Origin of the sequence: Arthrobacter sp. YN (assembly GCF_002224285.1) — a bacterium.
Classification (GTDB): domain Bacteria; phylum Actinomycetota; class Actinomycetes; order Actinomycetales; family Micrococcaceae; genus Arthrobacter.
The window spans coordinates 2,300,627-2,326,443 of the sequence record NZ_CP022436.1 but is presented as its reverse complement, the minus strand read 5'-3'; the positions used below and the strand labels follow the sequence as shown (position 1 = coordinate 2,326,443).

The 25,817-nt window shown below is 61.6% G+C and carries 19 protein-coding genes; 9 read left to right on the top strand and 10 right to left on the bottom strand.

What is annotated here, in order from left to right:
• The first annotated feature begins 145 nt into the window (after nucleotides 1-145).
• Entirely contained in the window at nucleotides 146-1,057 is a 912-nt protein-coding gene (locus CGK93_RS10520) for a LysR substrate-binding domain-containing protein (RefSeq protein WP_089594776.1), read from the top strand.
• A gap of 39 nt (nucleotides 1,058-1,096) precedes the next feature.
• Here CGK93_RS10520 and CGK93_RS10515 read toward each other — a convergent pair whose 3' ends face one another.
• From CGK93_RS10515 to benA, 5 genes are all read right to left on the bottom strand, one after another.
• Nucleotides 1,097-3,928, bottom strand: coding sequence for an AAA family ATPase (locus CGK93_RS10515; protein WP_089597367.1), 2,832 nt, complete (start codon nucleotides 3,926-3,928; stop codon nucleotides 1,097-1,099).
• A 61-nt stretch (nucleotides 3,929-3,989) separates the two neighbouring features.
• Nucleotides 3,990-4,814, bottom strand: coding sequence for a 1,6-dihydroxycyclohexa-2,4-diene-1-carboxylate dehydrogenase (locus CGK93_RS10510; RefSeq protein ID WP_089594775.1), 825 nt, complete (start codon nucleotides 4,812-4,814; stop codon nucleotides 3,990-3,992).
• 2 nt (nucleotides 4,815-4,816) lie between these two features.
• Nucleotides 4,817-6,391 (bottom strand): benzoate 1,2-dioxygenase electron transfer component BenC, encoded by a 1,575-nt coding sequence (gene benC, locus CGK93_RS10505; protein WP_089594774.1) that lies wholly within the window; start codon nucleotides 6,389-6,391, stop codon nucleotides 4,817-4,819.
• 133 nt (nucleotides 6,392-6,524) lie between these two features.
• The gene (gene benB / locus CGK93_RS10500) at nucleotides 6,525-7,061 is read right to left on the bottom strand and encodes a benzoate 1,2-dioxygenase small subunit (RefSeq protein ID WP_089594773.1); all 537 of its coding nucleotides are present in this window, start codon (nucleotides 7,059-7,061) and stop codon (nucleotides 6,525-6,527) included.
• A gap of 38 nt (nucleotides 7,062-7,099) precedes the next feature.
• Complete coding sequence (gene benA, locus CGK93_RS10495; RefSeq protein WP_089594772.1) at nucleotides 7,100-8,482, bottom strand: benzoate 1,2-dioxygenase large subunit; 1,383 nt, start codon at nucleotides 8,480-8,482, stop codon at nucleotides 7,100-7,102.
• Between the two features lie 335 nt (nucleotides 8,483-8,817).
• Here benA and catA point away from each other — a divergent pair, with 335 nt between their 5' ends.
• The 3 genes from catA to catC all read left to right on the top strand — a co-directional run bounded on the left by catA (nucleotide 8,818) and on the right by catC (nucleotide 11,229).
• The gene (gene catA, locus CGK93_RS10490; protein WP_198318412.1) at nucleotides 8,818-9,702 is read left to right on the top strand and encodes a catechol 1,2-dioxygenase; all 885 of its coding nucleotides are present in this window, start codon (nucleotides 8,818-8,820) and stop codon (nucleotides 9,700-9,702) included.
• Nucleotides 9,703-9,827: 125 nt separating this feature from the next.
• Complete coding sequence (locus tag CGK93_RS10485; RefSeq protein WP_089594770.1) at nucleotides 9,828-10,928, top strand: mandelate racemase/muconate lactonizing enzyme family protein; 1,101 nt, start codon at nucleotides 9,828-9,830, stop codon at nucleotides 10,926-10,928.
• A gap of 22 nt (nucleotides 10,929-10,950) precedes the next feature.
• On the top strand, nucleotides 10,951-11,229 hold the full coding sequence (catC, locus tag CGK93_RS10480) for a muconolactone Delta-isomerase (protein WP_089594769.1): 279 nt from the start codon (nucleotides 10,951-10,953) through the stop codon (nucleotides 11,227-11,229).
• Nucleotides 11,230-11,258: 29 nt separating this feature from the next.
• Here catC and CGK93_RS10475 read toward each other — a convergent pair whose 3' ends face one another.
• The 3 genes from CGK93_RS10475 to CGK93_RS10465 all read right to left on the bottom strand — a co-directional run bounded on the left by CGK93_RS10475 (nucleotide 11,259) and on the right by CGK93_RS10465 (nucleotide 16,565).
• Nucleotides 11,259-13,412, bottom strand: a complete 2,154-nt coding sequence (locus tag CGK93_RS10475; RefSeq protein WP_089594768.1) for an amylo-alpha-1,6-glucosidase — start codon at nucleotides 13,410-13,412, stop codon at nucleotides 11,259-11,261.
• A 301-nt stretch (nucleotides 13,413-13,713) separates the two neighbouring features.
• Nucleotides 13,714-14,562, bottom strand: a complete 849-nt coding sequence (locus tag CGK93_RS10470) for an SMP-30/gluconolactonase/LRE family protein (protein WP_198318411.1) — start codon at nucleotides 14,560-14,562, stop codon at nucleotides 13,714-13,716.
• A 182-nt stretch (nucleotides 14,563-14,744) separates the two neighbouring features.
• Nucleotides 14,745-16,565: a flavin-containing monooxygenase gene (locus tag CGK93_RS10465; RefSeq protein WP_089594766.1), complete on the bottom strand. Its 1,821-nt coding sequence runs from the start codon at nucleotides 16,563-16,565 to the stop codon at nucleotides 14,745-14,747.
• Nucleotides 16,566-16,768: 203 nt separating this feature from the next.
• Here CGK93_RS10465 and CGK93_RS10460 point away from each other — a divergent pair, with 203 nt between their 5' ends.
• Entirely contained in the window at nucleotides 16,769-17,227 is a 459-nt protein-coding gene (locus tag CGK93_RS10460; protein WP_089594765.1) for a MarR family winged helix-turn-helix transcriptional regulator, read from the top strand.
• A gap of 21 nt (nucleotides 17,228-17,248) precedes the next feature.
• Here CGK93_RS10460 and CGK93_RS10455 read toward each other — a convergent pair whose 3' ends face one another.
• Together CGK93_RS10455 and CGK93_RS10450 are read right to left on the bottom strand one after the other, a co-directional pair.
• The gene (locus tag CGK93_RS10455; RefSeq protein ID WP_089594764.1) at nucleotides 17,249-18,703 is read right to left on the bottom strand and encodes a glycoside hydrolase family 43 protein; all 1,455 of its coding nucleotides are present in this window, start codon (nucleotides 18,701-18,703) and stop codon (nucleotides 17,249-17,251) included.
• Between the two features lie 100 nt (nucleotides 18,704-18,803).
• Complete coding sequence (locus CGK93_RS10450) at nucleotides 18,804-19,337, bottom strand: TetR/AcrR family transcriptional regulator (protein ID WP_232481608.1); 534 nt, start codon at nucleotides 19,335-19,337, stop codon at nucleotides 18,804-18,806.
• A 276-nt stretch (nucleotides 19,338-19,613) separates the two neighbouring features.
• On the opposite strand from CGK93_RS10450, the gene CGK93_RS10445 reads away from it, so the two are divergent.
• From CGK93_RS10445 to CGK93_RS10430, 4 genes are read left to right on the top strand one after another with little or no spacing between them, the layout of a single operon-like run.
• Nucleotides 19,614-20,966: an MFS transporter gene (locus CGK93_RS10445; protein ID WP_232481607.1), complete on the top strand. Its 1,353-nt coding sequence runs from the start codon at nucleotides 19,614-19,616 to the stop codon at nucleotides 20,964-20,966.
• Between the two features lie 28 nt (nucleotides 20,967-20,994).
• Nucleotides 20,995-23,658, top strand: a complete 2,664-nt coding sequence (locus CGK93_RS10440; protein ID WP_089594762.1) for a family 78 glycoside hydrolase catalytic domain — start codon at nucleotides 20,995-20,997, stop codon at nucleotides 23,656-23,658.
• Between the two features lie 59 nt (nucleotides 23,659-23,717).
• On the top strand, nucleotides 23,718-24,950 hold the full coding sequence (locus CGK93_RS10435; RefSeq protein WP_089594761.1) for a glycoside hydrolase family 1 protein: 1,233 nt from the start codon (nucleotides 23,718-23,720) through the stop codon (nucleotides 24,948-24,950).
• The gene (locus CGK93_RS10430; protein ID WP_089594760.1) at nucleotides 24,947-25,765 is read left to right on the top strand and encodes an SDR family NAD(P)-dependent oxidoreductase; all 819 of its coding nucleotides are present in this window, start codon (nucleotides 24,947-24,949) and stop codon (nucleotides 25,763-25,765) included. Before CGK93_RS10435 ends, CGK93_RS10430 begins: the two co-directional genes overlap by 4 nt.
• Nucleotides 25,766-25,817 lie beyond the last annotated feature (52 nt).

Genomic DNA, 25,817 nt, shown 5'->3' with positions numbered 1-25,817 from the left:
CTCTCTGATGCTGTCGTGCTGCGCAGGCGTTCCAAGCCTGCCATTATGTCTGATGAATACAAGAGTGGTCGGCTTTATACTTGATCCGGGAATCAATGCGGTGGGCGCCTGACCGGAGGCGCCATACGGAGGGACGGCAAACCCAATGGAGATCAGGCAGTTGAACTACTTTATTGCCGTTGCAGAGGAACGCCACTTCGGCCGTGCGGCCAAACGCCTGCACATGGCCCAGCCACCCTTGTCCCAGCAAATACGGCAGCTGGAAGAGCAATTGGGTGTGCGCTTGCTGAACCGCACCACCCGGAGGGTGGAACTTACGGCCGCCGGGCAGGCGCTGCTGGACCGGGGACGGCAGATCGTTAATGCGGTCGGAACTCTCCGTGCTGACGTGTACCAGGTCGGACAAGGCGCATCCGGTGTTCTTCGCGTGGGGTTCTCCGGCTCAGCGACCTACGGAGTCATGCCCCCTATCGTCCGACGCGCCAAGCAGGTACTTCCTGGGCTGTCGCTGAATCTACACGGCGAAATGCTCACGCCTGCGATGGAGGCCGGCCTGCGGGATGGCACCTTGGATGCGGCCCTGTTGCGCCCCCCCATCGCCTCCCAGGACATCGAATACCGCATCGTTACACGCGAGCCGCTCATCTTGGCGTTGCCGTCCTTCAGCGCCCTGGCCATGGACCGGCCAGTGGCCGTTCACGAACTCCAGGACCAGGAATTTATCTCCTACCCGCCGGAGTCGGTGCTTTACCGGGTCACCGCAGGACTCTGCCGCGAGGCAGGTTTCCAGCCTCGCATTACCCAAGTAATCAGTGAGACGTCCACGATGCTCTCCTTTGTGGCAGCCGGTAGTGGCGTTGCCATCCTTCCAGCGAGCGTCCGTGCCCTGCAGCTCGAGGGCGTCGTTTACCGTGATATCGAACAGGCCCCTGAAGTTGACCTGGCGGTGGCCTGGCGGCGTGAGGACCGGTCATCACTACTCCAAAGCTTCCTGGATGTCGTGGGCGCGGCAACCAAAGACCTGCCCAACCGTACTCCCAGCCCCTCCGGATCCTAATAAGGGCCGCCGCCGGTTCAATGCCAGGTGGCATGCGCCTTAGTCCGTGGGGCGGTAACGTGCGGCCAGTTCGCTGCGGGAGCGGATTCCGAACTTCGCATAGACGCGGGTCAGGTGGTACTGCACCGTCTTGTCGGCCAGGAACAGTGCACGGGCCGCCTCCTTGTTGGTGGCCCCGGCCGCAACGAGTTCCGCCACTGCCTGCTCCTGGGCCGTCAGCTGGACCTGCGGTCCCGTGACGGCTGCGAGGACAGCGTCAGATGGGTCGGACATGTTGCCGACATCAAGGCCCGTCGCCTTCAGCTCCCGATCGCATCTGTCGACATAAGTGGCAGCGCCTAGGGAATCATAGAGATCCCTGGCCACGCGAAGCACTGAGGATGCCAAGCGCCTTTTGCCGGCGCGCCGCATGCTTTGCCCGAAGGCAAAGCTGACCCTGGCCCGCAAATATGGCCGGTTGAGCCCGCGCAGATGAGCCAGTGCCGTCTCGAAGTGCTCCCGGGCGGCGTCAGGATCCCCCTGGGCGGAAACGAGGCGGCCCCGCGCCCACGCCATTCTTGCCAGATCCGACGGCACAGCCCGCTCCCGCGGCACCTGCTCGAAGGCCGTAAGGAAGGTGTCGGCCGCATCCAGCTGGTCGGTCATGACGAGGGCATTAACGTAGGAGTCCTGCCACGGCCAAAACGAGACCCTGTTCTCTGTCCAGGGGTCCAGCTCCGTCAGCGGCTGAAGCACAGCCAATGCGCTTTCGTAGTCCGCCCGTGCCTCATGGAAGCGCGCCCGGGCCAAGCTGGCAGGAACCTGCATGGCGCGATAGGTGCCAGGCTGCACTGACGCTTGAGAGACGTAGAACCGCGCACGGTCCCAGTCCCCACGCAAGGACCACAGCTCGGCGGCGGTCCAATACAACAAGGGGCGGATCAGCGGCATCCGTGAGGTCTCGAGCCGAACCGAGGCGCGTGCAACCGTGGCCGCCGCCGCATCCCAGTTGCCGAGCACAAGCTGGGTGCGGGCCAACCACGCCTCTGCCCACAGCGAGATCCGCAGGGAACCGCCGCGGAACTCAGTCGGCGCAGCGGCTTCGAAATTCACCTGCGCGGTCTCTGCGTCATCCAGCCGCAGGGCCAGCCACCCGGCACCTATCTGCACGCGCTGCTTTTGGGCGTTCTCTGACGCGTGTTCGAAAGCGCGGCGATAAGAGGCCTCAGCTTCAGACAGCCTGCCCTGAGCGTAAAGCCCCAGCCCGTAGATGGCTTCAGATTCGATGTAGGCAGGCGTACCCATCTGTGTCAGTGACATAGCCTGCTCCGCCCAACGCGTGATGACGGGACCATCCCACGAAGCCACCCCGTGCAGGACCAAGCGTTGAGCCACTTGCGCAGCAGCCGCCGGGTCCCGCTGCGGGTTGCTTGTTCTCCAGGCCATGTCCAACTGGGTTTGGGCACTGTGATTTTGTCCTGACGCCGTCGAGAGGTAGCCCAGAACCGAGGAACGCAACGGCGAGGGCGCCATGGCGTCGACGGCGGCAGCCCACATCTGTGCCTCGGCAATGTTCCCGGAGCCCACGAGGGCATCTACTGCCCTCAGCTGGCGATCGTTACCGACGCGGATGTCACCCGAGAGCCGGGACGCGGAAAACAGTGCGGTGGATACATCGTGCCAGGCACCCACGATGGCCTGTCGCCGCGCGTACTCCTCAAGCTCCTCGGCAAGGGCCTCGTCTGGTCCCGGGGTAGCCGAAACCCGGTGACCTAGGCGGTCGCCTTCATTCTGAACCGAGTCCGCGGCCCTGCGGTGCAGGCGAATGCGCTGGCTGGGTGCAATCTGCTCGTAGACGGACTCGGTGATTCCCGCTTCGAAGAATTTCACCAGCGAATGGGCCTGGTCCACTGACAGGCCCAGCAGTCCGACTCTGTGGCCCTCGTCGAGGGCATCCATCACGGATTCGACGCCACTGACGCGGGCAACTTCAGCTACCCCGGCACTCCGGCCGAGCACGGACGTGGCCTCAGCCACAGCTACCAGATCGGGTGAGGCGGATCCGAGGAGGCTGCGCACCTGTGCCCGCACGCGTGAGCTCGGAGGCAGGGACGAGAACCATGTCTGCCAGGTTTCCGGAGGAAGCTCCCCCAGAAGTTCGACAACCGGCTGGGGCCATCCCCCGGTATGCCGCACGATCTCGTGGGCGGCCGTCGCGTTCAGGTCGATGCCGAACCAACGCCGTGCGAGCTCCTGGACCCGCTGCGGTGATAGGGGGTCCAGTGGAAGGCGGGAAACCTGATGGCCGGTGAGGAAGGCCAATACACCCGCTGGAACGAGCCGGGCCTGAGCAGGATCCAGGGTGACGAGGAACAGGATTCTCTTACTGCGCAGCCGGCGCATGACGAAGACAAGAACGTGGAGAGTTTCTGGGTCCAGATGCTGGACGTCATCAACGGCAACCACCACGCTCCCGTGCAATTGAAGCCTGTCGAGGTGTGCACCCAGGGTAGACGCATAGTTGGCAACTTGGGAGGGCTTGAGTGTACCGGCCAGGTCCACTGAACGGCCGCTCCCTTCGTCAGGGTCCTTTGCCGAGCGCAGCGGCGCGGAGACCATAAGCTGGGAGTAGCCAGCGAGCGGGAGCTGTGCTTCCCATTCGTCGCCAGTGGCGGACAACACGCGCACGCCACGCGCGGCTCCTCGGCAGTGCTCCAGGAAAAGATCCAACACCGCCGTTTTCCCGGATCCCCGCGGGCCGCTCAGTACCACCGTACGCACGTTGCCTTTACGAACAGTGCGGAGCGTCTCCAGTAACTCCTCGAAGACCTCGGCACGGTCGAGCAGCGCCAGATCCTCCTCAGGGTTGCCGCGGTGGTGGCCCGGAATCATGCTGGCAAGCTTACTCGACCGCACATCCACGCCCCGCCAGCGGTTATCAGTCACAGCAGGCTCAACCCAGGTCTCCGCCTGCCACCGGAAGGACGCTGCCAGTGACATACGATGCTTCGTCGGATGCCAGGAAAACAATCGGCGCAGCCTGTTCTTCCAGGGTGCCGTATCGCTTCAAAAAGGACGATTCAACGGTCTGGTCCACAATGGCCTGGTACCACGCCTTTTCGGTAGTGGACTCTGCTTCCGGTCCGCGTTTGACCCTTCGGGGCGGAGCTTCGGTGCCGCCCGGGGCGGTTGCAACAACGCGGATACCGCGCCCGGCAACCTCCATGGCCAAGGACTGGGTCAGGGCGTTGACGCCTCCCTTCGCCGCGGCATAGGGGACGCGGTGCACTCCGCGAGTGGCCACTGAGGAGACGTTGACGATGGTGCCCGAGCCCTTGGCCAGCATCGCCGGGAGAACGGCGCGGCATGACCACAAGGTGGGGAAGAGCGAACGACGGATCTCCCTTTCAATCTGCTCCTCGTCGTATTCCTCGTAGGGGCGGGCCCATATGGTCCCTCCCACGTTGTTGACGAGTACGTCGATCCTTCCGTGGCGGGCCAGAGCCGCGTTCACTGCCCGCTCCGCTCCGGCGAAACTTTCCAGGTCCCCCGTAACGGAGATGGCTGACCCGCCGGACCCTGACTCCAGCGCAGCATCCTGGATGCCCTTGGCCACTTCCTTCACAATGTCGGCGCGGTCAACCAGTACCACCGAACCCCCCTCAGCCCCGATCCTCTCCGCAACTTTCTGCCCGATTCCCTGGGCCGCGCCCGTAACTACCGCCACTTTGCCAGCGAAACGGCCAGGCGTAATGAACTGTCCCGAGTACGCTGCCACCGTCAAAATCCCTTGCCCATGGCATCGATCGCTTCGGCCATGGTGCCCTTCGCATCGCGGGCGTGGGCCATGATGACTTCCCGGACCCGCTCCTTGTCGCCTCGCTCAAACGCGTCTACGACATCGAGGTGATCCTGGGCGACCCGTTCAAAGATATGGGTGCCCTCTGCAAAAGTTGCTGCCATTTGCGCGTGGACGTCGAGCCGACGGTACGACTCCAGCAGCATCGGGTTGTCGGAGATCGTGAACAGGTATTCGTGGAACTCTTCGTTGGTCCTGACATACTCTTCGGGGTCAAGAACCCTACCAGCGTCCACCGCACGTGTGGTCGCTTCGGCAAGGCGACGGAACTGGTGCAACTGCTCCTTGCTAAGGCGGTCCAACATTAGTTCGGTCACGGCAAGTTCAAGGCCCATGCGGGCGTCCAGGTGTGCGAAGCTGTCTTCCTTACGGAACTCGAGCCGGCCGGTCTCCATGGACGAAATGGCTTCCACGCGGCTGATTGTGTCGCCCGCTCTTTCCAGCTTTTCCACGGAAGCGGGCGCACCCGTCTCGGCGTCACCACCAGTGGCTTCTTTGGGGGCGAAACGCTCGAAATAGAAGTTGGCCGGTTGGATGTCCTCGGTGTCCAGCCACTTGGAGACGGCATTGACCATGGGCGGCGGGCCGCAGAGGTAGATATCGACGTCACCATCGTTGATGTGGGACGGCTGGATGATCTGCGTAACGTAGCCCGTGTGGGGTGCGGAAGTCCCCGGCTCGGAGGCAATGAGATCCCAGGTGAAGTTCGGCAGCTTCGCTTCGTAGGTGCGCAGCCAGTCGATTCCCACGATGTCGGCTTCACGGGAGACGCCATAAATCAGGTTGACCGGCGTGGCCGGCGGGTTCCCGGACAGTTTCTCCAGAATGGACAGGAGCGGGGCCAGGCCGGTTCCGCCAGCCAGCAGGAGCAGGGGGCGCTTGGGTTCGCGAAGGAAGAAGGAGCCGTACGGGCCTGTGAACTCGATGGTGTCCCCGACCGCTGCCCGGTCACGCAGGTACTCGGACATCGCCCCCTGCGGCGTAATGCGCACCATGAACGATGCGTCTTCCACTTCGGGGCCGTTGCTGAAGGAGTACGAGCGCTCCGCGTCGGTGCCGGGGACCTTGATGTTGACGTACTGGCCGGGCAGGAAAGCCAGGGCTTCCCGGTTCTGCACCTCCAGCGCGAAGGAGATGGTGGACTCCGAATGCTTGTCGAGTTCCTTCAATGTGGACGTAAAAGTGGCAGCCGAGGTTTTCGCTGATTCGGAAGTGGCCGGGATCTGGATGGCGAGGTCCGATTCCGGAACGGCCTGGCAGGTGAGGAGATAGCCCTTCTCCAGCTCCTCTTCGGTCATGGCGTCGTCGATGTAGTCGCCGGGGTCGAACGAGCCGGAGTCGCAAAAGGCCTTGCACGTGCCGCAGGCGCCGTCCCGACAATCTGAAGGGATATTGATCCGCGCCTTGTACGCCGCGTCCATGACGGTCTCGTAGTCGCCGACTTTGATGACTTTGGTGACTCCGTCTTCGAAACTGAGGGCTACCTGATGGCCCATGATTCCTCCTGGTTGGGGATCGCATCCTCGCGACCCCCGAAAGTTAGTGCGGTTATCTCTTGCGAGCAGATCTGGCAGCGGGCCGCTCCTGGCGGCGCTGCTGCGGCCGAGCTGTACGCGTGCTGGGGCGCCGTCAGATCATGTAGACATCCACCACGTGGTGGATGTAGTCGTTCTTCAGTACAACCTTCTTTTTCAGGATCACCGGCTGCTCGCCGGAGAGGTCGATTGTGTAGAAGCTCGTGCCGAAATAGGTATCGGTGGTGTTGTACCGGAAGTACAGGGTGAACCAGTTAAAGCGCACCTTGACCTGGCCGCCGTCGTGCTCCAGGACTTCAACGTCGGTGATGTTGTGCCCGGTGCGCGGTTCCGGGAGCGAGGTAGCGGAGGAGCGGTCCGTCTTGATCCGGAAAACCCGGTCCTCGATGCCTCCACGGTTGTCGTAATAGATGAGCGAGATCTCGTTCTGGGGGTCTACCGTGAGCCGGTCGTCGACGTCCCACGCCGGCATCCAGTACTCGGAGTCCGGGTGGTAGCACTCGAGCCACTGGTCGAACTGGCGGTCATCCAGTAGCCGGGCTTCGCGGTAAAGGAAGGCGCGGACTGTCTCAAGGGTTGCGATTTCATCGGCACTCTTGAGCGCGGTCACGGAGTTAATGAGGTTGGCCATGGGTTTTCAGCACTCTCTGTCTTGATCGGACGTTTCGATTACGCCGTGACCGGCAAGGATTCCTGGGCAACGGCTTCCGCGTCGGCGAGGGCCTTGTCCATTACTTCCTTCCAGTACCCGTGCTGGATCGGGTAGAGCCCTTCGTCTTCGGTGCGTACACCCGAGGCGATCACCCGCGACATGCCCAGCGCTGTGGCCTGCTCGTCGGGACCGGCAATCTCGTGGGTGGAGCCGCGCGTCATATCATTCCACGGCGCCGAAGTGGCCCAATACGTCTTGTTGCAGGAACGGAACTCTTCGAGGTCATCCGGAGTGGCCATGCCAGTCGCATTAAAGAAGTCCTCATATTGGCGGATTCGCTTCGACCGGTTCTCTTGCGACTCCCCCTTCGGTGCGATGCAGTAGATCGTCACTTCGGTCTGATCAGCGGAAATAGGACGGAAGTGACGGATCTGCGAAGAGAACTGGTCCATGATGTACACGTTCGGGTACAGGCAGAGGTTACGCGAGATGTTGATCATGAAGTTTGCCATCTCCTCGCCGTACTTCTGGACGAGCTCGTCGCGGCGGTCCCATAACGGGCGGTCCTCGGGGTTGGTCCACTCCTGCCACAGCAACAGGTGCCCATGGTTGTATGAATAGAAGCCGCCTTTAACCTTGCCCCATTTGCCGGCATCCATGGCCTTGGTCGTGTTGGCGGAGTCGCCAGCACTTCGGCGGGCGGTTGTCGCCGCGTAGTTCCAGTGCACGGCGGTCACGTGGTAGCCGTCGGCGCCGTTCTCCGCTTGAACCTTCCAGTTGCCGTCGTAGGTATAGGTGGACGACCCGCGGAGGACCTCAAGCCCGTCCGGGGACTGGTCCACAATCGAATCGATGACCTTCGTGGCGTCACCAAGGTGTTCTTCCAAGGGCAGGACGTCAGCATTCAACGAGCCGAAGAGGAAGCCGCGGTATGAATCGAAACGGGCTACCTTGGTGAGGTCGTGTGAGCCCTCCTTGTTGAAGGTCTCCGGGTAACCGGCATTCCGGGAGTCTTTAACCTTCAGCAGCTCCCCCGAGTTCTTGAAGGTCCAGCCGTGGAAGGGACACGTGAACGTTGTCCTGTTGTCTGTCTTGCGCCGGCACAGCATGGCGCCGCGGTGGGAGCAGGCATTGACAATGCAGTTGATCTTCTCATCCTTATCCCGGGTCAGGACAACGGGAGTCCGGCCGATGTAAGTGGTGAAGTAGTCCCCCACGTTGGGGATCTGCGACTCATGGGCAAGGTAAACCCAGTTGCCCTCAAAGATGTGCTTCATCTCCAGTTCAAAGATGTCCTGGTCCGTGAAGATCTCACGCTTCGCCCGGATAACGCCGTTCTCTCGATCGTCAACGACGGCGTCAGCCAGGACTTCACGGACACGAGTCAGATTCTCGGTCATGGTGTGCTCCTTCTTTGGAGAGGGTGAAGGTGGGCGGCCAGCGACTGTGCGACCCCGCCTAAACCCCTCGGGCGAATGAAAGTGTCCCACCAAGCCTGCCGCAAGGTGATGCCACTCACATCAGGCAAAACCCTAGTAAGGACCAAGGGTTCTTTTATGTAGAGATGATTACATAATGGGCGCCAAATTAGTCCTTGTTTCGTCCTTATAGGCTCACTAGCATTGGATCAACGTCACGAGGTCGGCGAACCTGCAGGTGCACAGCCTGCGGCCGGCGCGTTCCGGAAACGGGCTCATTTCCCGTTCCCGATGCATCGAGGAGTGTGGAGATCACTATGACTGAGAATCAACTGGACACCCGCCAGGAAAATCAGGGTACCGCTGTGGAGGCTGGGTCGAAGGCGACCGAGCGCTTCGCCGCCTCGGGAAAGCTCAAGGGAACGGGGATTCCCAAGGAGCGCGTAAGCCTCCTCGCCGGCGCCCTCATCAAAGCGGCCAACGACATCGTCGTCGAACACGAAGTCACCTACGAGGAGTACAACGCCCTAAAAGCCTGGCTGATCAAGGTGGGCAACGACGGCGAATGGCCGCTATTCCTCGACGTTTGGCTAGAGCACACCGTGGAGGACGTCAACTCCCAGGACCGGCCCGGCACCAAGGGCACTATCGAGGGCCCCTATTACGTCCCGAACTCACCCGTGCTTGAATCCCCAGCCACTGTTGAAATGCGTGAGGGCGAGGCTGGCACTCCGCTGAAATTCAGCGGACGGTTTGCTGACACCGACGGCAATCCCATTCAGGGGGCCCAAATGGAGATCTGGCACGCCGATGCGGCCGGTTTTTACTCCCAATACGCCCCCGGCCTGCCTGAGTGGCTCTTCCGAGCCAACGTGCAGGCCGACAGCAATGGACGCTTCGTCCTCCACACCATGCGCCCGGCTCCCTACCAGATTCCCACGGACGGAGCCTGCGGACAGCTGATCAACGCCGCGGGCTGGCATGCCTGGCGCCCGGCACACATTCACATCAAGGTCTCAGCTCCCGGCTATCAGTCCGTAACCCAGCAGCTCTACTTCCCCGGTGACCCTCACAATGCGGACGACATTGCGTCGGCAGTCAAGCCGGAGCTGATGCTCAACACCACTCCGCGTACAGACGGCGCTGCCGGCGAAGAAGCCTCATATGAATACGTCCTCGCCAAAGTGGGACAGTCCAAGTAGGAGCTTCCCTGACATGGTCGGGTTTGTGTTTTCCGTCCAATAGGTGCCCCAGGGCAATGAGCCCTGGGGCACCGTTCTTCCCGGCAGCACCGGACTGCCTGGCACATTCGAAAGGAACCGAGCCGTTGAAGATCGAGCGGATCGAAGTCACCCCGTACTCCATCCCGTACACGCACCCCCTGAAATTCGCCAGCGGCGAGGTGGCAAATGCTGACCACGTTCTGGTGCGCGTATACACCGACGACGGCGTCGTGGGAGTGGCAGATGCTCCGCCCCGTCCGTACACGTACGGTGAGACACAAGAGTCCATCCGGACGATCATTGAGAAGACCTTCGCGCCGCAGCTGACCGGTCTCGAGATTTTCGACCGGGAGCGGATCCATGTTGTGCTCCGTCGGACCATTCACAACCAGGTGGCAAAGGGTGCAGTAGACATTGCAGTGTGGGACGCCATCGGCAAGACACTCGGCACTCCGGTGCACAAACTTCTGGGTGGGTATACCAACCGCATGCGGGTCAGCCACATGCTCGGCTTCCGGCCAGCTCAGGAACTCCTGGACGAGGCACTGCGCTTCGGCGAGGAATACGGCATTACGACCTTCAAGCTGAAAGTCGGCCGGCGGCCGCTGGCATTGGATGTCGACGCCTGCCGGGTGCTGCGCGAGGGGCTCGGTGACGATGTGGAACTGTATCTGGACGCTAACCGCGGCTGGACCGCGAACGAAGCACTTGAGGTACTCCGGCGGACCGAGGGGCTTGGGCTGACCATGCTCGAGGAACCCTGTGATGCCAAGGAAGCACTGAGCCGCCGTCGTCTGGTGGAGAAGTCGCCGATCCCGGTGGTGGGTGATGAGTCCGTCCCAACGGCTGGAGACGTGTCCCGGGAGCTGCTCTCCGGCGGCTGCAATGCCATCTGCATCAAGACTGCCCGGTCAGGCTTCACAGAAGCCACTGAAATCCTGGGCCTGTGCACCGGACTTGGTGTGGATGTGACCATGGGCAACCAGATCGACACCCAGATCGGCTCGCTTGCCACCGTCACCTTCGGCGCCGCACATGAGGCAACAAGCCGCCGGGCAGGGGAACTGTCGAATTTCCTCGATATGGCCGATGACCTGCTCGCTGATCCGCTCCGGATCATCGACGGCACGATCTCCGTGCGCGATCTGCCGGGGGTCGGAGCGGAGATCGACGAGGAAAAACTCGCGGCGTACCGACTGTCCTAGATAGACCACCAAGGAGTATCAGATGTTGTTTTTGGCCCGCATGGACGTGCAATTCCCAACGCACCTTTCCCCTGAGGACGTCAGCCGCGCGCAGACGCTGGAGAAGGAGTATTCCCAGACCCTTCAAAAGGAAGGCCGTCTGGCCTCCATTTGGCGGGTGGTTGGCGAGTACGCGAATTACTCGATATTCGATGTCGCTTCCAACGATGAATTACACAACATCCTCAGCGGCTTCCCGATGTACCCGTACATGAAAATCAAGATCACACCCTTGGCCAAGCATCCGAACTCCATGCGCTGAAGAAACCAGCGCGAGCAGTAGCTTTTTCGCTATTTGCCACCATGCCAAGCCTGTTCCACCAGATCTGCCAGCGACGGGCGAGTCCCGCGGTGGAACACGATACCCTCGGGCAGCCCCTGAATGCTTGCGGTGGTAGCAGAGACGTCGATAGTGACCCGCCCGCCGCCCACGGGCGCGTTGGCGATGTGCACAGCGCCGTAAGACCCGGGCACCACCGGGTCCATCCATACACCGCCGCGTGCAACGTGGACGTCATACCTCAGGAGTGTCTTCCCCAGCATGATCGGCGTTGTTGCTGCCCAAGCCTGCGGTGAACACGCCGTTGGGTACGGCACCGGTTCATCGTAGTGTTCTCGACTGAAACCGCAGAACAATTCGGGCAGCCGTCCCTCCGAATAAGCGGCGGCCTCGAACAGGGCTGTAGAGATCCGCTGCGCCTGCTCTACGAACCCGTAACGCATCAGCCCGGCGGCAAGGATCGCATTGTCATGCGGCCAGACCGACCCGTTGTGGTAGCTGGCAGGGTTGTAGGCGCCCATGTCGCTGGCCAAAGTCCTCACCCCCCAGCCACTGAACATCTCCGGGGACATCAGCCGTTCAACCACCAGCGGCGCCTTGTCCTCATCCACAATGCCGAAAAACAGGCAATGCCCCATGTTGGATGCGCACGCATCCACCGGCCGCTTCTTACCGTCCAAGGCGATGGCATAGTAGCCGCGGTCAGGAAGCCAGAACTGCTCATTGAACTGCTTTTTCAGCCGAGCACCCCGCTCACGACACTCGGCCGCCAGGTCCAGCTCACCGGCGTCGTAGGCCATCCAGGCGCGCACCATGTAGGCGTCGTACACGTACGCCTGGACCTCGCACAACGCAATCGGCGGTTCCGCCAACGTGCCGTCGGCAAAATTGACGCCGTCCCAGGAATCTTTCCAGCCCTGGTTGATCAGTCCCCTGTCGTTGAGGCGCTCATACTCAACAAAACCGTCACCGTCGCGGTCCCCGTAGTCCCGGATCCAGTCCAGCGCGCGGTCCGCATGTGGCAGCAGAGACGTGATGGTCTCCGACGCAAAGCCCCAGCGGCTGACTTCCCCAAGCACGGACACAAACAAAGGCGTTGCATCGACACTTCCGTAGTACGCAGACTTTCCGCCCAGCGCCAAGCCGCTGGAGACGCCAAGCCTGACTTCGTGCAGGATCTTGCCCGGCTCCTCCTCACTCGTCACATCCACCACCCTGCCCTGGCGGTCGGCAAGCGTCTGCAACGTGCCAAGGGCAAGGGACGGATCCACCGGAAGCGCCATCAGGGAAGCCCATAGCGAGTCCCTCCCGAACAGCGCCATGAACCATGGCGCACCCGCGGCCACCACGATCCGGTCAGGATGGGCAGGATCCTCAATACGAAGCGCGCCCAGATCGTCATAACTGCGATGTACGGTCCGCTCAACAGCCTGGTTACCTATGTGCAGCACCGGAATCTCCGAGACCCACTCCTGCCGGCGCAGGTCGCGCGGAGACATTTCGCCCTCGTCAGGATGTACGAAAGGAACCACGGGACCGGTTCCGTCAACGGCAGGCATCACTCTTAAAGTCGTGCTCCATTCTCCGTGTGCCGGGACAATTATGCGGTATGTCACCGACTCCGGCGCGACGTCCGCACCGGGGGCCTCGATAACGACGCCCTTCCTGACGCCCTGCCAGACGGCCCGGATGGTTAGCGATTCGCCGTACGCTTCGCGAGACTCATCCCAACGACGCTGGATCCGTGCTTCCTTCACCTCAAAAAGGTCAGCGAAATCCGCTTCGACTCCCAGGGCAACCGCACACTCCGTAGCCTCACTGGAGTAGTTACGGACCGTGATCCCCTCAAGAATTCCCGAAGCTACCTCACGTAAACGTTCGACGATCAGCGGGCTGTCCGCGTACTCGTCTGAGCGCGGTACACGGCCGACGAAAAGCCCCCTGTACGGCTCCTTCGCCTTCGCGGCCAGAGGCTCCAACGGCTCACCGTTGACGGTCAACCTCCAGCCGGAAAGGATACGCGTGTCCTCGAAGAAAACCCCATGCGGAATCTCCGGATGGATGTCCCCATTCGCCATTGAAATACAAAAGGATGAGCCCTCCACCAAGGTGAGGGTCCCCGACCCCACTGGCCCGGCAGCAGTGTCAGAGTTCCACCCAGCCATCCCGGCCCCCTCAAAGAGATCGACGCCGACCTGCCCTGGCTCCGTGGTCAGGTGTGGCCATCGCCACCAATTCTCCAATCGACGCTACGCTAGTTTCCCCGCCTGCGCGAGAGTTTCGGATGGTGGAGAGAAAAGTAGGAGAGCAGGTTCCACAAAGGGCAAGGAATGGCGCGCACCGCCCGGATCGGGCATTCTTTGATTCTGCTCGCGAGGCGAATTCCTTTCCGGTCGAGCATTAGAGCTCAACGAACAGGTTATTGAGTAGGAGGCCTTTCTGATGTGGCCTTACGTATCCGTCGTCCTAACCTCCGTTTGACTGGCGTATCCCCTTTGCGAGAGCACGAAACTTATAGACCCTGCCACCTTCTTCGCCACTTAATGTCATGTAGGCATCAGTGGTCCCCGGTGCGATGGCGATGTTCGTCGCCGACGATGGTCGGTGACCCTCCGAGGGGACGGAGATTGTGGAGATGTGCTTGCCGGTCGGGTCATAAACGAGGACCGCTGCCTGATTGTGGAATCCTGCGTATAGGTTTCCGTCGGCGTCTACGGCCAAGGAGTCGACTTGGCCGATGCCCGCACTGAGGTGGATGGCCGGATGTGCGGTCTTAACCTCAAGACCATTCTCGCTTAAACGGACGTAATCGATTCTGTTGGCTGTGTTGTGGCTGACCCATAGCCCATCAAAGCCGGGTGTAAACGCGAGTCCGTTGGGGGCAGGCAGGCCGTGGGCCAGCACGGTTGCTTCAGCGGTGTGGCCGTCAATTTGCACCAAGCGTCCCTGCGGTTTCCAGTATGGGTCCTGTGCCCCGGTCGTGTCGGTGATATAGAGGTTGCCTGCTTCGTCGAAACTGATGTCGTCCGGGTTCATTGTCTTTCCGGCTACCGGTCCGGAGAAGAAAACCCTTGGATCTCCGCCGTCCGGAGTGACACTCAAGACGGAACCGTGGAAGTCCGTTAGATACAGCCGACCATCGAGGGGGCTGAATTGAGCGGATGTGAAGGCGCTCGTGTCATCTGTGTATATTGTTCGCTGTTCGCGGGACTCCATGTCGATCGCCATGACTTTCGGGGCTCCTGGCGGGGCTGTGACGTCAACGAGGTACAGGTCTCCGTTGGGTCCGAGCGTGGGGCCTTCCAGCAGTGTCATTCCGGTGGATTGGTGGACGGGCGTGACTCGAATGGGGTCATCTGCGGTTTCTTGAGACGGTGCGTGCCGCGCCGCGACAGAGGGTGGTTCCAACGGGCCTGCCGTTGTGCACCCTGTCACTGCGAAGGAGACTGCAGTTGCTACCGCGACAAGCGCCGCCCGGGTTTGCTGTGTGGCGCCGTTCACGATGAAGTCCCGGGCTTCGCAGCGGCCATAACATCGCTCATGTCGCCCTCGCGCCACTGACGAAGGATGCGGTGAAAGGCCATCGGGCCAGGGCTAAACGAAGCCCCGGTGATCGTGCGGGTTCCCTCACCGTTGTAGTAGCCCGGGGTGCACTCGGCCTGGAACGCGCCGGAGTCCGACGCTGTTGCGATGACGGTGGCAACCCATGCAGCTTCTGATTCAGGGGTTGGTTCGACGACTTGGGCGCCGGTTGTGCGTGCATGGGAGATGACTGCTGCGATGTGCTCGGCTTGTTCCTGCAGGATATGGACAAAATTGACAGAGTTTGCGTTCTGCAGTGCACCGAGATGGAAGAGGTTAGGGAATCCATTGCTGTAAAAGCCATGCAGTGTGCGCGGTCCCTGCTCCCACGCCTCCAACAAGGAGCGCTGGTTGCGCCCGTATACGGGCAGGGTGCCGGAGAGCACTCCCGAGACGCCTACATCGAAGCCGGTGGCGAAGATGATGCAGTCCACTTCGTAGTGGGTTTCGCCGACGACGATTGCGGTCTCGGTCAGGCGGGTGATGCCGCCGAAGTCGGCTGTGTCCACCAGCGTCACGTTGGGTCTGTTGTACGTCTGGAGGTAGGTGTCGCTGAAGCACGGGCGTTTGCACATGTACCGATACCAAGGCTTGAGAAGCTCGGCCGTCTCAGGGTCCTCCACGATCTCGTCGACACGGGCGCGGATGCGATTCATGGTTTCGAAGTCGGCGATTTCGTCCTGAAGCTCACGTTCATCCGAGGAAACGGTGGTGTCTACAGCGCCGGATAGGATCTTGCGCTGCAACTGCGTAGTTGCTGTCCAACCGTCGGTGACAAGGCTTTCCTCAACCTGCTCGCCAGCCAGCACGGAAAGGAAGTTCTCCATCCGCTCGCGCTGCCACCCGGGTTGTAGTGAACCCGCCCAGCCAGGATCTGTCAGACGGTTGTCGCGAACATCGATGGTCGACGGCGTCCGCTGGAACACATAGAGCTGTTCCGAGTCCCGGCCCACGTGCGGGATGACCTGAACGCCCGTGGCCCCGGTGCCAACGACGGCGACCCGCTTGTCGGCGAGGCCGGCCAGTCCACCCTCTGCAGTGCCGCCTGTGTACGAATAGTCCCAGCGGCTGGTGTGGAACGTGTGCCCGCGAAAGTCCTCGATCCCGGGGATGCCAGGAAGCTTGGGCTGGGTAAGGGATCCAGAGGATGTAATGACATAACGCGCGCGGAACCGGTCGTTGCGATCGGTCCGGACAGTCCATTCATCAGCCGCCTCATCCCAGCTCAGTTCTGTTGCCCGGGTCTGGAATAGCGCATCCCGGTACAGATCAAAATGCTTGGCAACGGCGATGGCGTGCTGCCGGATCTCCTCCCCCGGCGCGTAGCGCCAGTTCGGCACATACCCGATCTCTTCCAAGAGCGGCATGTACACGTAGGATTCGATGTCACAGTGGATTCCCGGGTAGCGGTTCCAATACCAGGTGCCACCCACATCGCCCGCCTCATCCATGAGTCGGATGGACTGAACCCCATCCTCCCGAAGCCGGGATGCTGCGAGCAATCCGCCAAATCCCGCGCCGATGACCAGCACTTCAACGAAGTCCGTCAGCGGTTCCCGTTCGATCGGATCAGTGTAGGGATCTTTTGCGTAGTAGCCGAATTGCCCGGTGGTGCCTTGATACTGCGCCAGGCCGTCGGGCCGGATCCTCCGGTCGCGCTCGGCGCGATACCTGGCCCGCAGGCCTTCGACGTCGGGCGTTTTCAGGTGGTTCGTGGGGTTCTGGGCGCTGCTCATGGTTCGTCCTCGCTTCGCTACTGCGCCATGCGTGCGTCACGCGGCCGCCCCCAATGCGCGCCCGCGAGTCGGATCCGGTCAAAATTCATCGGATGATTCCTGTACGCGTCGACACGACTACGGATCGGCTTACTCGAAAAAAGCTTAGCTTCAGGCTAAGTAAATTGGCAAACGGTGGCCCATTCCGGGGTTACCGTATTCCCATGGTGGAAATCGAGAACGACCGGGATGCGGTTCAACAGAGCATTGATGCTCTTACGATTGCCATAACCATTCGCTCCATTCCCCGGATCCTTCAGCCTTTACTCATGACGGACCTCACCATCCAGCAGCTCAAAGTTCTTTCTGTAGTAGTCACCACTGGGCGCGGGGCCACGGGAGCTGGTCTGGTGACGACGTTCGGCGTCTCGATGGCGTCAATGTCCAAACTTGTTGATCGTCTTGAGGCGGCGGGGTTGGTCGCCAGGTCCACTGATCCCGAAGACCAGCGGGTCCGGCGAATTATTGCAACTGATTTGGGTCGGTCCGTGGTTCGTGAACTCATGGCGGCGCGTCCAGAACTGGGTGGTGAAGTGCTGGCCGGGCTAACGATTGAAGAGCTTAGGGCACTTGAAACCGGGCTGAGGGCAGTAAGCCGTGAGCTGCGAAAGGCCAAGGACTAGGAGTCCTTGGCGGCCCGGACTCTAGGGTGAAGTGTAGGTGAAACGGCTGATGATCGCATCGGCGCCCAGAGCTTCCATCCCCACGACGCGGCCCGTAAATCCTCCGGCGACCTCAGTTGACAGGTAGCGACCATCAAGGACGGCCAGTTCTTGGAAATCGTCGCCGGCACGCACTCCCAGGACTAACCTGTCCGGCCCCTTTCGCTGGCCGGCTGGGCCGCCGAACGGCACCGAGCGGATCGTCAGGGCGTTATCTTCGGGTATGGCATCCCTGACAGCGAGGTCCTGATCTGTCGGCCCGATGACGACACGGGCCGCTACAGTCCCCCCGACCCGCTGGACGATTGCCTGGTGAAGGTCATCGATGCGCACCGTGAGCGCCAGGTCACCGACGCCTTCAACGCTGGCGGTCCATTCGAGGTCTTCAGCCCGGACGGCGAGGAGCCGCGAAGACTGCGCGGTCGCGGGTTGGCGACCGGCATGCAGTATGAGTCCGTTGTCGCCCGGTTTCGCGAAGGAGCTCGGGTTAGTTCCCGGGGCAATCCAACGCGGGTGCAGCCGCTCTCCAGCGAATCTGTCTTCGAACGAGGCATCGACGTCTGGCGGGGTGAATCGATCCTCTACCACGACAGGCCAATCTTCCACCCAGTCGATTCCGACGATGAACGTCTCCCTGCCGTTGGTGTGCCACTTGGGGAAAGACCCGCGTGGGCGAGTCCCGAGATGCACCATCGCCCAGCTCCCATCCTGGAGCTCGAGAAGGTCACCGTGTCCCACCGCCTGCACGGGATGTGAGGTACTGCGGTGCGTCAGAATCGGGTTGGCAGGGCAAGGAGTGTAGGGGCCGTCAATGGCTTCTGCGCGTGCGACGGTGATCATGTGGCCAGCTGCGGTGCCGCCTTCTGCGGTGAGGAGATACCACCAGCCGTTGCGGGTGTAAATGTGGGGACCCTCGACATGGGCTCCACCTGTGCCCTCCCATATTTCCCGCGATGGGGACAATGTGGTTCCTGTCTGCGGATCAATCCGGGCTTGTGATATTCCCCCCTTGATGACGTCTGACCATGTGATGTAGCAGTCGCCTCTTTCGTCCCAGGCCAGGTCGGGATCAATGCCGACGAGTCCCGGCGTGTAAACCGGCTCGGTCCACGGGCCTGCCGGGTGATCGGCCGAGACAATGATGTGCCCTTCCCGCACGTCGTGCAGATTCGTGGTGATCATCCAGAAACGGCCTTTGTGATAACGGATCGTCGGGGCGTAAATGCCCCCGCTCGCGCCCTCGATACCGGAAACCACATTGAGCTGGCCATTACGGTCGAGTACATTGCCGATCTGGCGCCAACTGAGCAGGTCGCGGCTCGAAAAAACCGGGACTCCGGGGAAGTATTCAAAGCTGGAGTTAATAAGGAAATAGTCCTCGCCTACTCGGCATATTGAGGGATCCGGGTGGTAGCCCGACAGGATCGGAGCGCTCACTGACGTCGGTCACTTTCTGCTGGCGTCCGGCGTTGGGTTCCTTCGGCGGTGGAGGAATGACTGCGCACTGCGGGGCTGATCATTTGCCTCTTGCGGGCCATCAGTTTTCTTCCGGCGATGCGATGTGACGCATGAGCGTCTCCAGGACGTGGAGCGTCTTCCGGTCTGGATCCAGGAGGAACTGGATCCTTAGGCCGTCGACCATTGCCATGACCATGGTGACTTTATCGTCCGCAGTCAGTTCGTCACCGTCCTCGGTCGTATCGAGCTTTTTGTTGGTGAAGTGATCGCGCATTCTGTCGCGACGCTGGATAAAGAAGCCATGCGCCGGGTGGGTGGGGCTGGTTGCTGCAATGGTGATGGCCAGCCAGTTCCGCAGATGGTCGGGGTGGGCAAATTCTTCCTGAAGAACGGTGCTGAGTACCTGATCCTTGGGCACCTTTGACTGGATGATGCGGCGAGCAAGTTCGGAATCGTCGGCGTCCCGCTGCGCTAAGGCTGCCAGTAGGAGGTCATCCTTTGTGGCGAAATGGCGAAGGAGGGCGGCATGGGTGACATTGGCCCGGGCGGCGATGTCCCTGAGACTGGCTCGTTCGTAGCCGTGCTCAGCGAAGCTGGCTGCAGCCGCGCGCACGATCTCAGCTCGGCGGGCTGGGGTTGTGGCATATGGTCCACGCCGCCGTGGGCCGGCCTTTTTTATGGTCTCTTGCTCAGAGGCAATAGTCACTGCTTGACCTTCTTTCATACGCGCCAGCAATTTTTGAAGTGGATCTTGTCAACTGTAACCAACGTGGCTACTATTCATCAATAGTAACCACTGTGGTTACTCTTTGCGTGGCCTATCTCACGTCGACCATCCATACTCTGCGATGTCGCATGCGGCCAAACCACTTTTACAGAGGAGTCATTGGTGACTACCAACAATCATGGAGCTCCGGGGCTGGCAGGAGGCATTGCAGCCGCCGAGCCAGTGCCGGGCAATCACCCACCGGCCAGCCCCGTCGACCATACTGGGATCATCGTAGAGCCCCAGAATCCTGTCAGCAGGGGCTACATTCTGTGGTTGATGCTGGCCAGTTTCGGAGCATCCATCGCGATGATGGTCCCCCTTTCGTACGGCATCGCCGTTCGGATCACCGAGTTGGCCCCGGGCCAGGAGCAGATGCTCGGCTTCATCACGGGCACGGCACAAGGTATCTACCTCGTCATTAGCCCGATAATTGGCATTTGGAGCGACCGTACGCGCTCCCGCTTCGGGCGCAGGGCCCCTTTCATTTTCCTGGGCACGGGTATCGGCCTGGCCGGCTTGGTGGTCATGGGCCTGGCACCTGACCTACTCACGGTGGGCGCAGGCTGGATTTTAGGTATGTCGGGCTGGTCCATTTCCGGCGCCGCGATTCAGAACCTGATGGCAGATAAGCTGCCCGAAAAGCAGCGCGGATCCGTCTCGGCACTCACCGGTCTCATGACGCAGATCGCTCCCGTCCTTGGCATCGGCATTGCCTATTCGGTCTCCTCGAACACTCTCTTGGTGTTCGTTGTCCCCGGAGTGATCGGCGCCCTTCTTCTGGCACTGTTCCCACTCATCAAGCCAGAGGGATCTTCAAAGAACCTGCCAGCTGTCCCGAACGTGACCCTGAAATCTGTGGTATCAAGCTATGGCTTCAGCATCCGCAAATACCCCGACTTCGCGTGGAACTGGCTGGGCCGCTTCGTCTTCTTCGTCGGTTTGTACTTCAACACCACCTTCGGCACCTTCTTTTACGCACAACGCCTCGACATGCCAGTTCGAGAGGTGGCAGGAGTGGTTGCCACGATCGGCATGCTCGGCGTTGTCGCGGCCGCTGCCGGCGCACTGCTCGGCGGCTTCCTTTCGGACAAGCTGAAGCGCCGACGGCTGTTCGTGAGCATTGCTTCGCTGCTCTTCGTTGGTGGAGCGCTGGCAGAAGCATTCGCATGGTCTCTGCCCCAGCTGATCATCGGTGCCGTGCTCATGCAGACCGCCATCGCCGTGTTCGCCACGGTGGACCAGGCCATCATTTTCGCCATTCTGCCGAACCGCACTGAAACAGCACGCTACATGGCGGTCGTAGCCTTCGCACAGAAGATCCCGAGTGCCGTGGCGCCGCTCCTGGCCTCCGTGGTCATCACCTTGGGCATAACGGGGTCGGAGAAGAACTACACCATCCTGTACCTGGCCGGCGCAGCACTGGCTCTTTTCGGCGGTCTGATCATTGCGCTCAAGGTCAAATCCGTTCGCTAGCCCGCAATCAACGAGAGAAGGATTACTCATGGGCCGAACGCCCTACGATCTCAGCACTGACAGCGGCGGGGACCAGTTCCCCGTCACGGGCTCGGCTCCCAGACTTTCGTGGAAAGTCGGGGCCGACGCTGTCGCCCCGGCTTACGAGCTGGAGGCAACCATTGATGGTTTCCTGCAACCACCGGCGCTGGCGACCGACCGCCTCCACGTCCCGTGGCCGTGGAAAGAACTCCGCAGCCGGCAGCGGGTCCAGTGGCGTGTTCGAGCTGCCGCGGAGTCCGCCCCCTGGTCGGAGTGGTCAGCTTTCGAGGTTGGACTCCAGGACGCAGACTGGACTGCTTCCTGGATCTCCCCGGAAGAAGATGACCACAGCTATGGCCAACGTCCCGCCCACGTCCTTTCGACCGAATTCTTCCTTACAGACGAAGTGAAGTCCGCCCGCCTCTACGCCACGGCTCTGGGCGTCTACACGGCAGCAGTCAACGGGCAACGAGCAGGGACGGCGGAGCTGTCGCCGGGGTCGACGTCGTATGACCGCACGCTTTACGCCCAAGCATCGGACGTGACCTCCTCCCTCACACTTGACCGAAATCAGATAGAAATTGAACTGTCGGACGGCTGGTACCGCGGTCAGGTGGGCGCTTTCCGGCACCCTGCCGATTGGGGAGCCACGCTCGGGGCCCGCGCGGAACTCCACATCGAACTCAGGGATGGATCCCATGAGCTCATCGTCACCGACGGCACGTGGACCAGCTCGCCCTCAACCACAACACAGGCGGACCTGATGGACGGACAAACGGTGGACTTCACAGCTTCCTCCGCCCCTCAGACGAAAGTTATCGTCGACGCCGTCGAAGCACCACCAATAACCTGGTCGCCTGCTCCGCCGGTCCGCGTCATCGAGACCCGGGTTCCGGAGCGCATCCAAGCCAATGGCCCGGGGGTGTGGGTAGCTGACTTCGGACAGAATGCCTCCGGATGGATCACGCTCGAGGACCTCGGGCCTGTGGGCACACGCACGGTCATCGAATACGGCGAACACGTCGACCCAGGTGGGGACCTCACAACCTCCCATCTGGATTCCCACCGGCCCGGAGAGCCAGCCAAGATTTTTTCCCAGCGTGATGAGGTCACCGCAGGGGCTCCAGGCGAGGTCTTCGAACCCCGCCACACCATTCATGGATTTCGGTACGCCCGCATCAGCCGGCCTGACGCGGACCTGGATACGTCCAAGGTCAGCATGCAGGTGGTGCACAGCGATCTTCGCCGTACCGGAGAGTTCTCCTGCAGCAACGAGGATCTCAACAGCCTCCACCGGATCGGCGAATGGAGTTTCCTCGGCAACGCCGTCGATGTACCCACGGATTGCCCGACACGCGAGCGTATGGCATGGACCGGCGACTACCAGGTCTTCGTTTCCACCGCCACCCGTTTGCGCGACGTGCTCGGGTTTAGCCGCAAGTGGTTGAAGTCAGTCCGCGACGATCAACTCGAGGACGGGCGCATAGCCAATTTCTCTCCTGATGGCCGCGGCATCAAAAACCACTTGGACGACCAGTTCGCCATGATGACAGGTTCCGCGGGCTGGGGAGACGCGATCGTGGCCGTGCCGTGGGAACTCTACGAAGCCTACGGAGACAGGGCCGTCCTCGCCGAGAATTGGGATGCCATGGTGCGCTGGGTGGAATGGACCCTGAAATCGGCCAGGACCTCACGGCACCACGAGCGAGTTAAGTCCTCGCCGGAAGCGGAGCCGTTTGAGAAGTACTTGTGGGACGGCACGTTTCACTGGGGCGAATGGACTGAGCCCAAGAAACGCGACGCGAACGGACGCCTGGTCGACCCCGTTCAAGACAACCCGATGGCTTGGTTCATGGAGGACAAGGGCGAGGTGGGCACGGCCTACCTCTACCGGTCGACCAGCACCATGGCCCGGATCGCCCGCGTCCTTGGTCGGACCACTGAAGCGGTGAGGTATGAGCAAGTTGCTGATTCCGTGCGGGAGGCCTGGCGCTGCGCATACCTGCACGAGGATGGCAACACCAGTGCCGATACCCAGGCCAGCTACGTCCGTGCCCTCGCCTTCGGGCTTATCCCGGAGGACATCCGCCAGGGGGCAGTCGACCGGCTTGTGGACCTGATCCGTACGGCCGATACCCATCTGGGGACGGGCTTCCTTTCCACGGGATACCTGCTCCCTGTCCTGGTAGAAGCCGGGCGGGCAGATATTGCCTACGAGCTGCTGTTCCAGCGCACGGCCCCCTCTTGGCTATACATGGTCGACAAGGGCGCCACCACCATCTGGGAATCCTGGGAAGGAATCGACGACGCCGGAAAAGCCCATGAGTCACTCAACCACTACAGCAAAGGAACAGTGCTCCGCTTCCTCCACGAGCACACGCTCGGGCTGCGCCAAGCTGAAGACTCAGTGGCCTGGCGCTCGATCATCATTGCCCCGAAGCCGGGTCCGGGGGTCACGCGGGCCCGCGGCTCCCACGAATCCCCGAACGGCACCATCAAAGTGAACTGGCAGCTCGACGGTGAAGACCTCCGCATCGACGCCGACATCCCTGCGGAGACCACAGCCCGGATCATCTTCCCCGATGGCTCCGAATACACCGCTGGCCCTGGCAGATTCCGTGCCGCGGCTTCCGCAGCCTCGCACCACGAAACTGCGCCAAGCCGTACCTGACAGCACCCGGACACTCGCCCTGAACGGGCACCACAAACCCTCGCAGAAAAGAGAAACTTATGACCACTTTCCCGGACAACTTCCTCTGGGGCGCAGCAACCGCCGGCCACCAAATCGAAGGCAACAACGTCAACAGCGACTGGTGGGCGCGGGAATTGACCATGCCCGGCATGGAGCTTTCCGGCGACGCCTGCGACAGCTACCACCGTTTCGGTGAGGACATCGACCTGCTGGCGGATGCCGGCCTGGACTCCTACAGGTTCAGCCTGGAATGGTCCCGCATTGAACCCGTTCCCGGCCACTTTTCCAAAGCCGAGCTCGCCCATTACCGTCGCGTGATTGAACACTGCTTTAAGCGCGGCGTCACCCCGGTGGTGACTCTGCAGCACTTCACGACCCCCCAATGGTTCGCCAACGACGGCGGCTGGCTGGCTGCCGATGCATCGGAAAAGTTCGTGCGCTACGTCCGGGAAGTGACCTGTATCCTTGACGGCGTCGAATGGGTCGTCACCATGAACGAACCAAACATGCAAGCAGCCATCATGACAGCCATGCGCCGCATGCAACTCGCCGAAGGCGCCCAGTGGCAGAGCCCTACTGTCGAAGGAGACGGGGAAACGAAGCAGAACCACAGCGACTTCCTCACCTACGCCGATCCTGAAATCGGGCGCGCCTTCACCCGGATTCACCATGCCGCCAGTGACGTCGTCCGCGCCCACACAAACGCCAAGGTGGGATGGACCATCGCGGCCGGCGCACTCACCGCCGCACCCGGTGGAGAAGAAAAGCTGCTCGAAATCCGCTTCGGCAAGGAAGACGTCTACTGGGAAGGCAGCCGCGGCGACGACTTCGTCGGCGTGCAGGCTTACTCCAGCCAGGAAGTAGACGCCAACGGCCTCGTTCCTCACCCGCCGCATCCGGAGAACACCCTCGTCGGGACTGCCTACCGGCCCGATGCCCTTTCCATGGCGGTCCGCCACGCATGGAACGTCACCGGTGGCGTACCCGTCCTTGTCACAGAAAACGGCATTGCCACCGCCGACGACAACCAGCGCGTCCGCTACATCGCCGAGGCGCTGCAAGGACTCCACCAGACCATGGCCGAAGGAGTCGACGTGCGGGGCTACCTCCACTGGTCCCTTTTGGACAACTTCGAGTGGGGCCACTGGGAACCAACCTTCGGCCTCATCGCCGTCGACCGCGAAACCTTCGTCCGGACACCAAAACCGAGCCTCGCCAGGCTCGGAAGCATCGCCAAAAGCAACCGGCTCGACGTCGAGGTGACAGCATGAGCACTGCCTTCACCGACGCATCCTCAATTCCCGTTGCAGACTTGCTGTCTCTGGCTGGGCGAAGCGCCGTTGTCACCGGCGGCGCGCAGGGGCTAGGCAAAGCGATCGCTCTGCGTCTTGCAGAGGCAGGTGCAGACGTGTTGATCGGTGATGTGAACGAAGACCAAGCGAAAGCCGCCGCAGCTGACATCGCCGGGCGCTATCGTGTTCACGCCGAGGGTGTCCATATGGACGTGACCGATCCCAAATCGATCCGCCAGGCCGCGTCCGTAGCTGCTGGCGAACTCCGAGGCATCGATATCTGGGTGAACAATGCCGGCATTTTCCCCAGCGTCCCGGTCCTCGAAACACCGGATGACACCTGGGAAAGAGTGTTCGCAGTGAACACGCGCGGCGTCTTCAACGGCTCCCGCGAAGCCGCACAACACATGAGCGCCTCGGGTGGCGGTGGAGTAATCATCAACATTGTCTCCACGGCCGGCTTCACAGGAACCGCGCCGGGTCTTTCGGCCTACGTTGGCTCGAAGCACGCTGTGCGGGGCATGACCAAGCAGATGGCACTCGAGTTCGCCCCCATGGGTATACGTGTCCTCGGCGTGGCACCAACATTTGTACCCACGGAAGGGAACACGGCAGCGGCGGCGGCTCGCCCGCCGAAGGAGGCGAGCGAAGCAACCGCATTGATGACGAACAGCCTTATTGGCCGGATGGGAACACCAGACGACATCGCCCGCGTCGTCCTGTTCTGCGCAAGCGACTCGGCCAGCTTCATGACCGGCAGCACCCTGCTGGCCGATGCCGGGCAAACCATCTGACATCGGCTGTACCGCGAAGGCACGCGCGCATCGCATAATGCGCGCGTGCTTT

Excerpts from the sequence above, each read along its gene's own strand:
- benA (WP_089594772.1), bottom strand. The coding sequence starts at position 8,482 with ATGACCGAGAATCTGACTCGTGTCCGTGAAGTCCTGGCTGACGCCGTC.
- benC (WP_089594774.1), bottom strand. The coding sequence starts at position 6,391 with ATGGGCCATCAGGTAGCCCTCAGTTTCGAAGACGGAGTCACCAAAGTC.
- CGK93_RS10470 (WP_198318411.1), bottom strand. The coding sequence starts at position 14,562 with ATGACACTGCTGGAAGGCCCCACGCTCGGACCCAACGGAGACCTGTAC.
- CGK93_RS10440 (WP_089594762.1), top strand. The coding sequence starts at position 20,995 with ATGGGCCGAACGCCCTACGATCTCAGCACTGACAGCGGCGGGGACCAG.
- CGK93_RS10465 (WP_089594766.1), bottom strand. The coding sequence starts at position 16,565 with ATGAGCAGCGCCCAGAACCCCACGAACCACCTGAAAACGCCCGACGTC.
- CGK93_RS10435 (WP_089594761.1), top strand. The coding sequence starts at position 23,718 with ATGACCACTTTCCCGGACAACTTCCTCTGGGGCGCAGCAACCGCCGGC.
- CGK93_RS10515 (WP_089597367.1), bottom strand. The coding sequence starts at position 3,928 with ATGATTCCGGGCCACCACCGCGGCAACCCTGAGGAGGATCTGGCGCTG.
- benB (WP_089594773.1), bottom strand. The coding sequence starts at position 7,061 with ATGGCCAACCTCATTAACTCCGTGACCGCGCTCAAGAGTGCCGATGAA.
- catA (WP_198318412.1), top strand. The coding sequence starts at position 8,818 with ATGACTGAGAATCAACTGGACACCCGCCAGGAAAATCAGGGTACCGCT.
- CGK93_RS10460 (WP_089594765.1), top strand. The coding sequence starts at position 16,769 with ATGGTGGAAATCGAGAACGACCGGGATGCGGTTCAACAGAGCATTGAT.
- CGK93_RS10430 (WP_089594760.1), top strand. The coding sequence starts at position 24,947 with ATGAGCACTGCCTTCACCGACGCATCCTCAATTCCCGTTGCAGACTTG.
- CGK93_RS10520 (WP_089594776.1), top strand. The coding sequence starts at position 146 with ATGGAGATCAGGCAGTTGAACTACTTTATTGCCGTTGCAGAGGAACGC.
- catC (WP_089594769.1), top strand. The coding sequence starts at position 10,951 with ATGTTGTTTTTGGCCCGCATGGACGTGCAATTCCCAACGCACCTTTCC.
- CGK93_RS10475 (WP_089594768.1), bottom strand. The coding sequence starts at position 13,412 with ATGGCTGGGTGGAACTCTGACACTGCTGCCGGGCCAGTGGGGTCGGGG.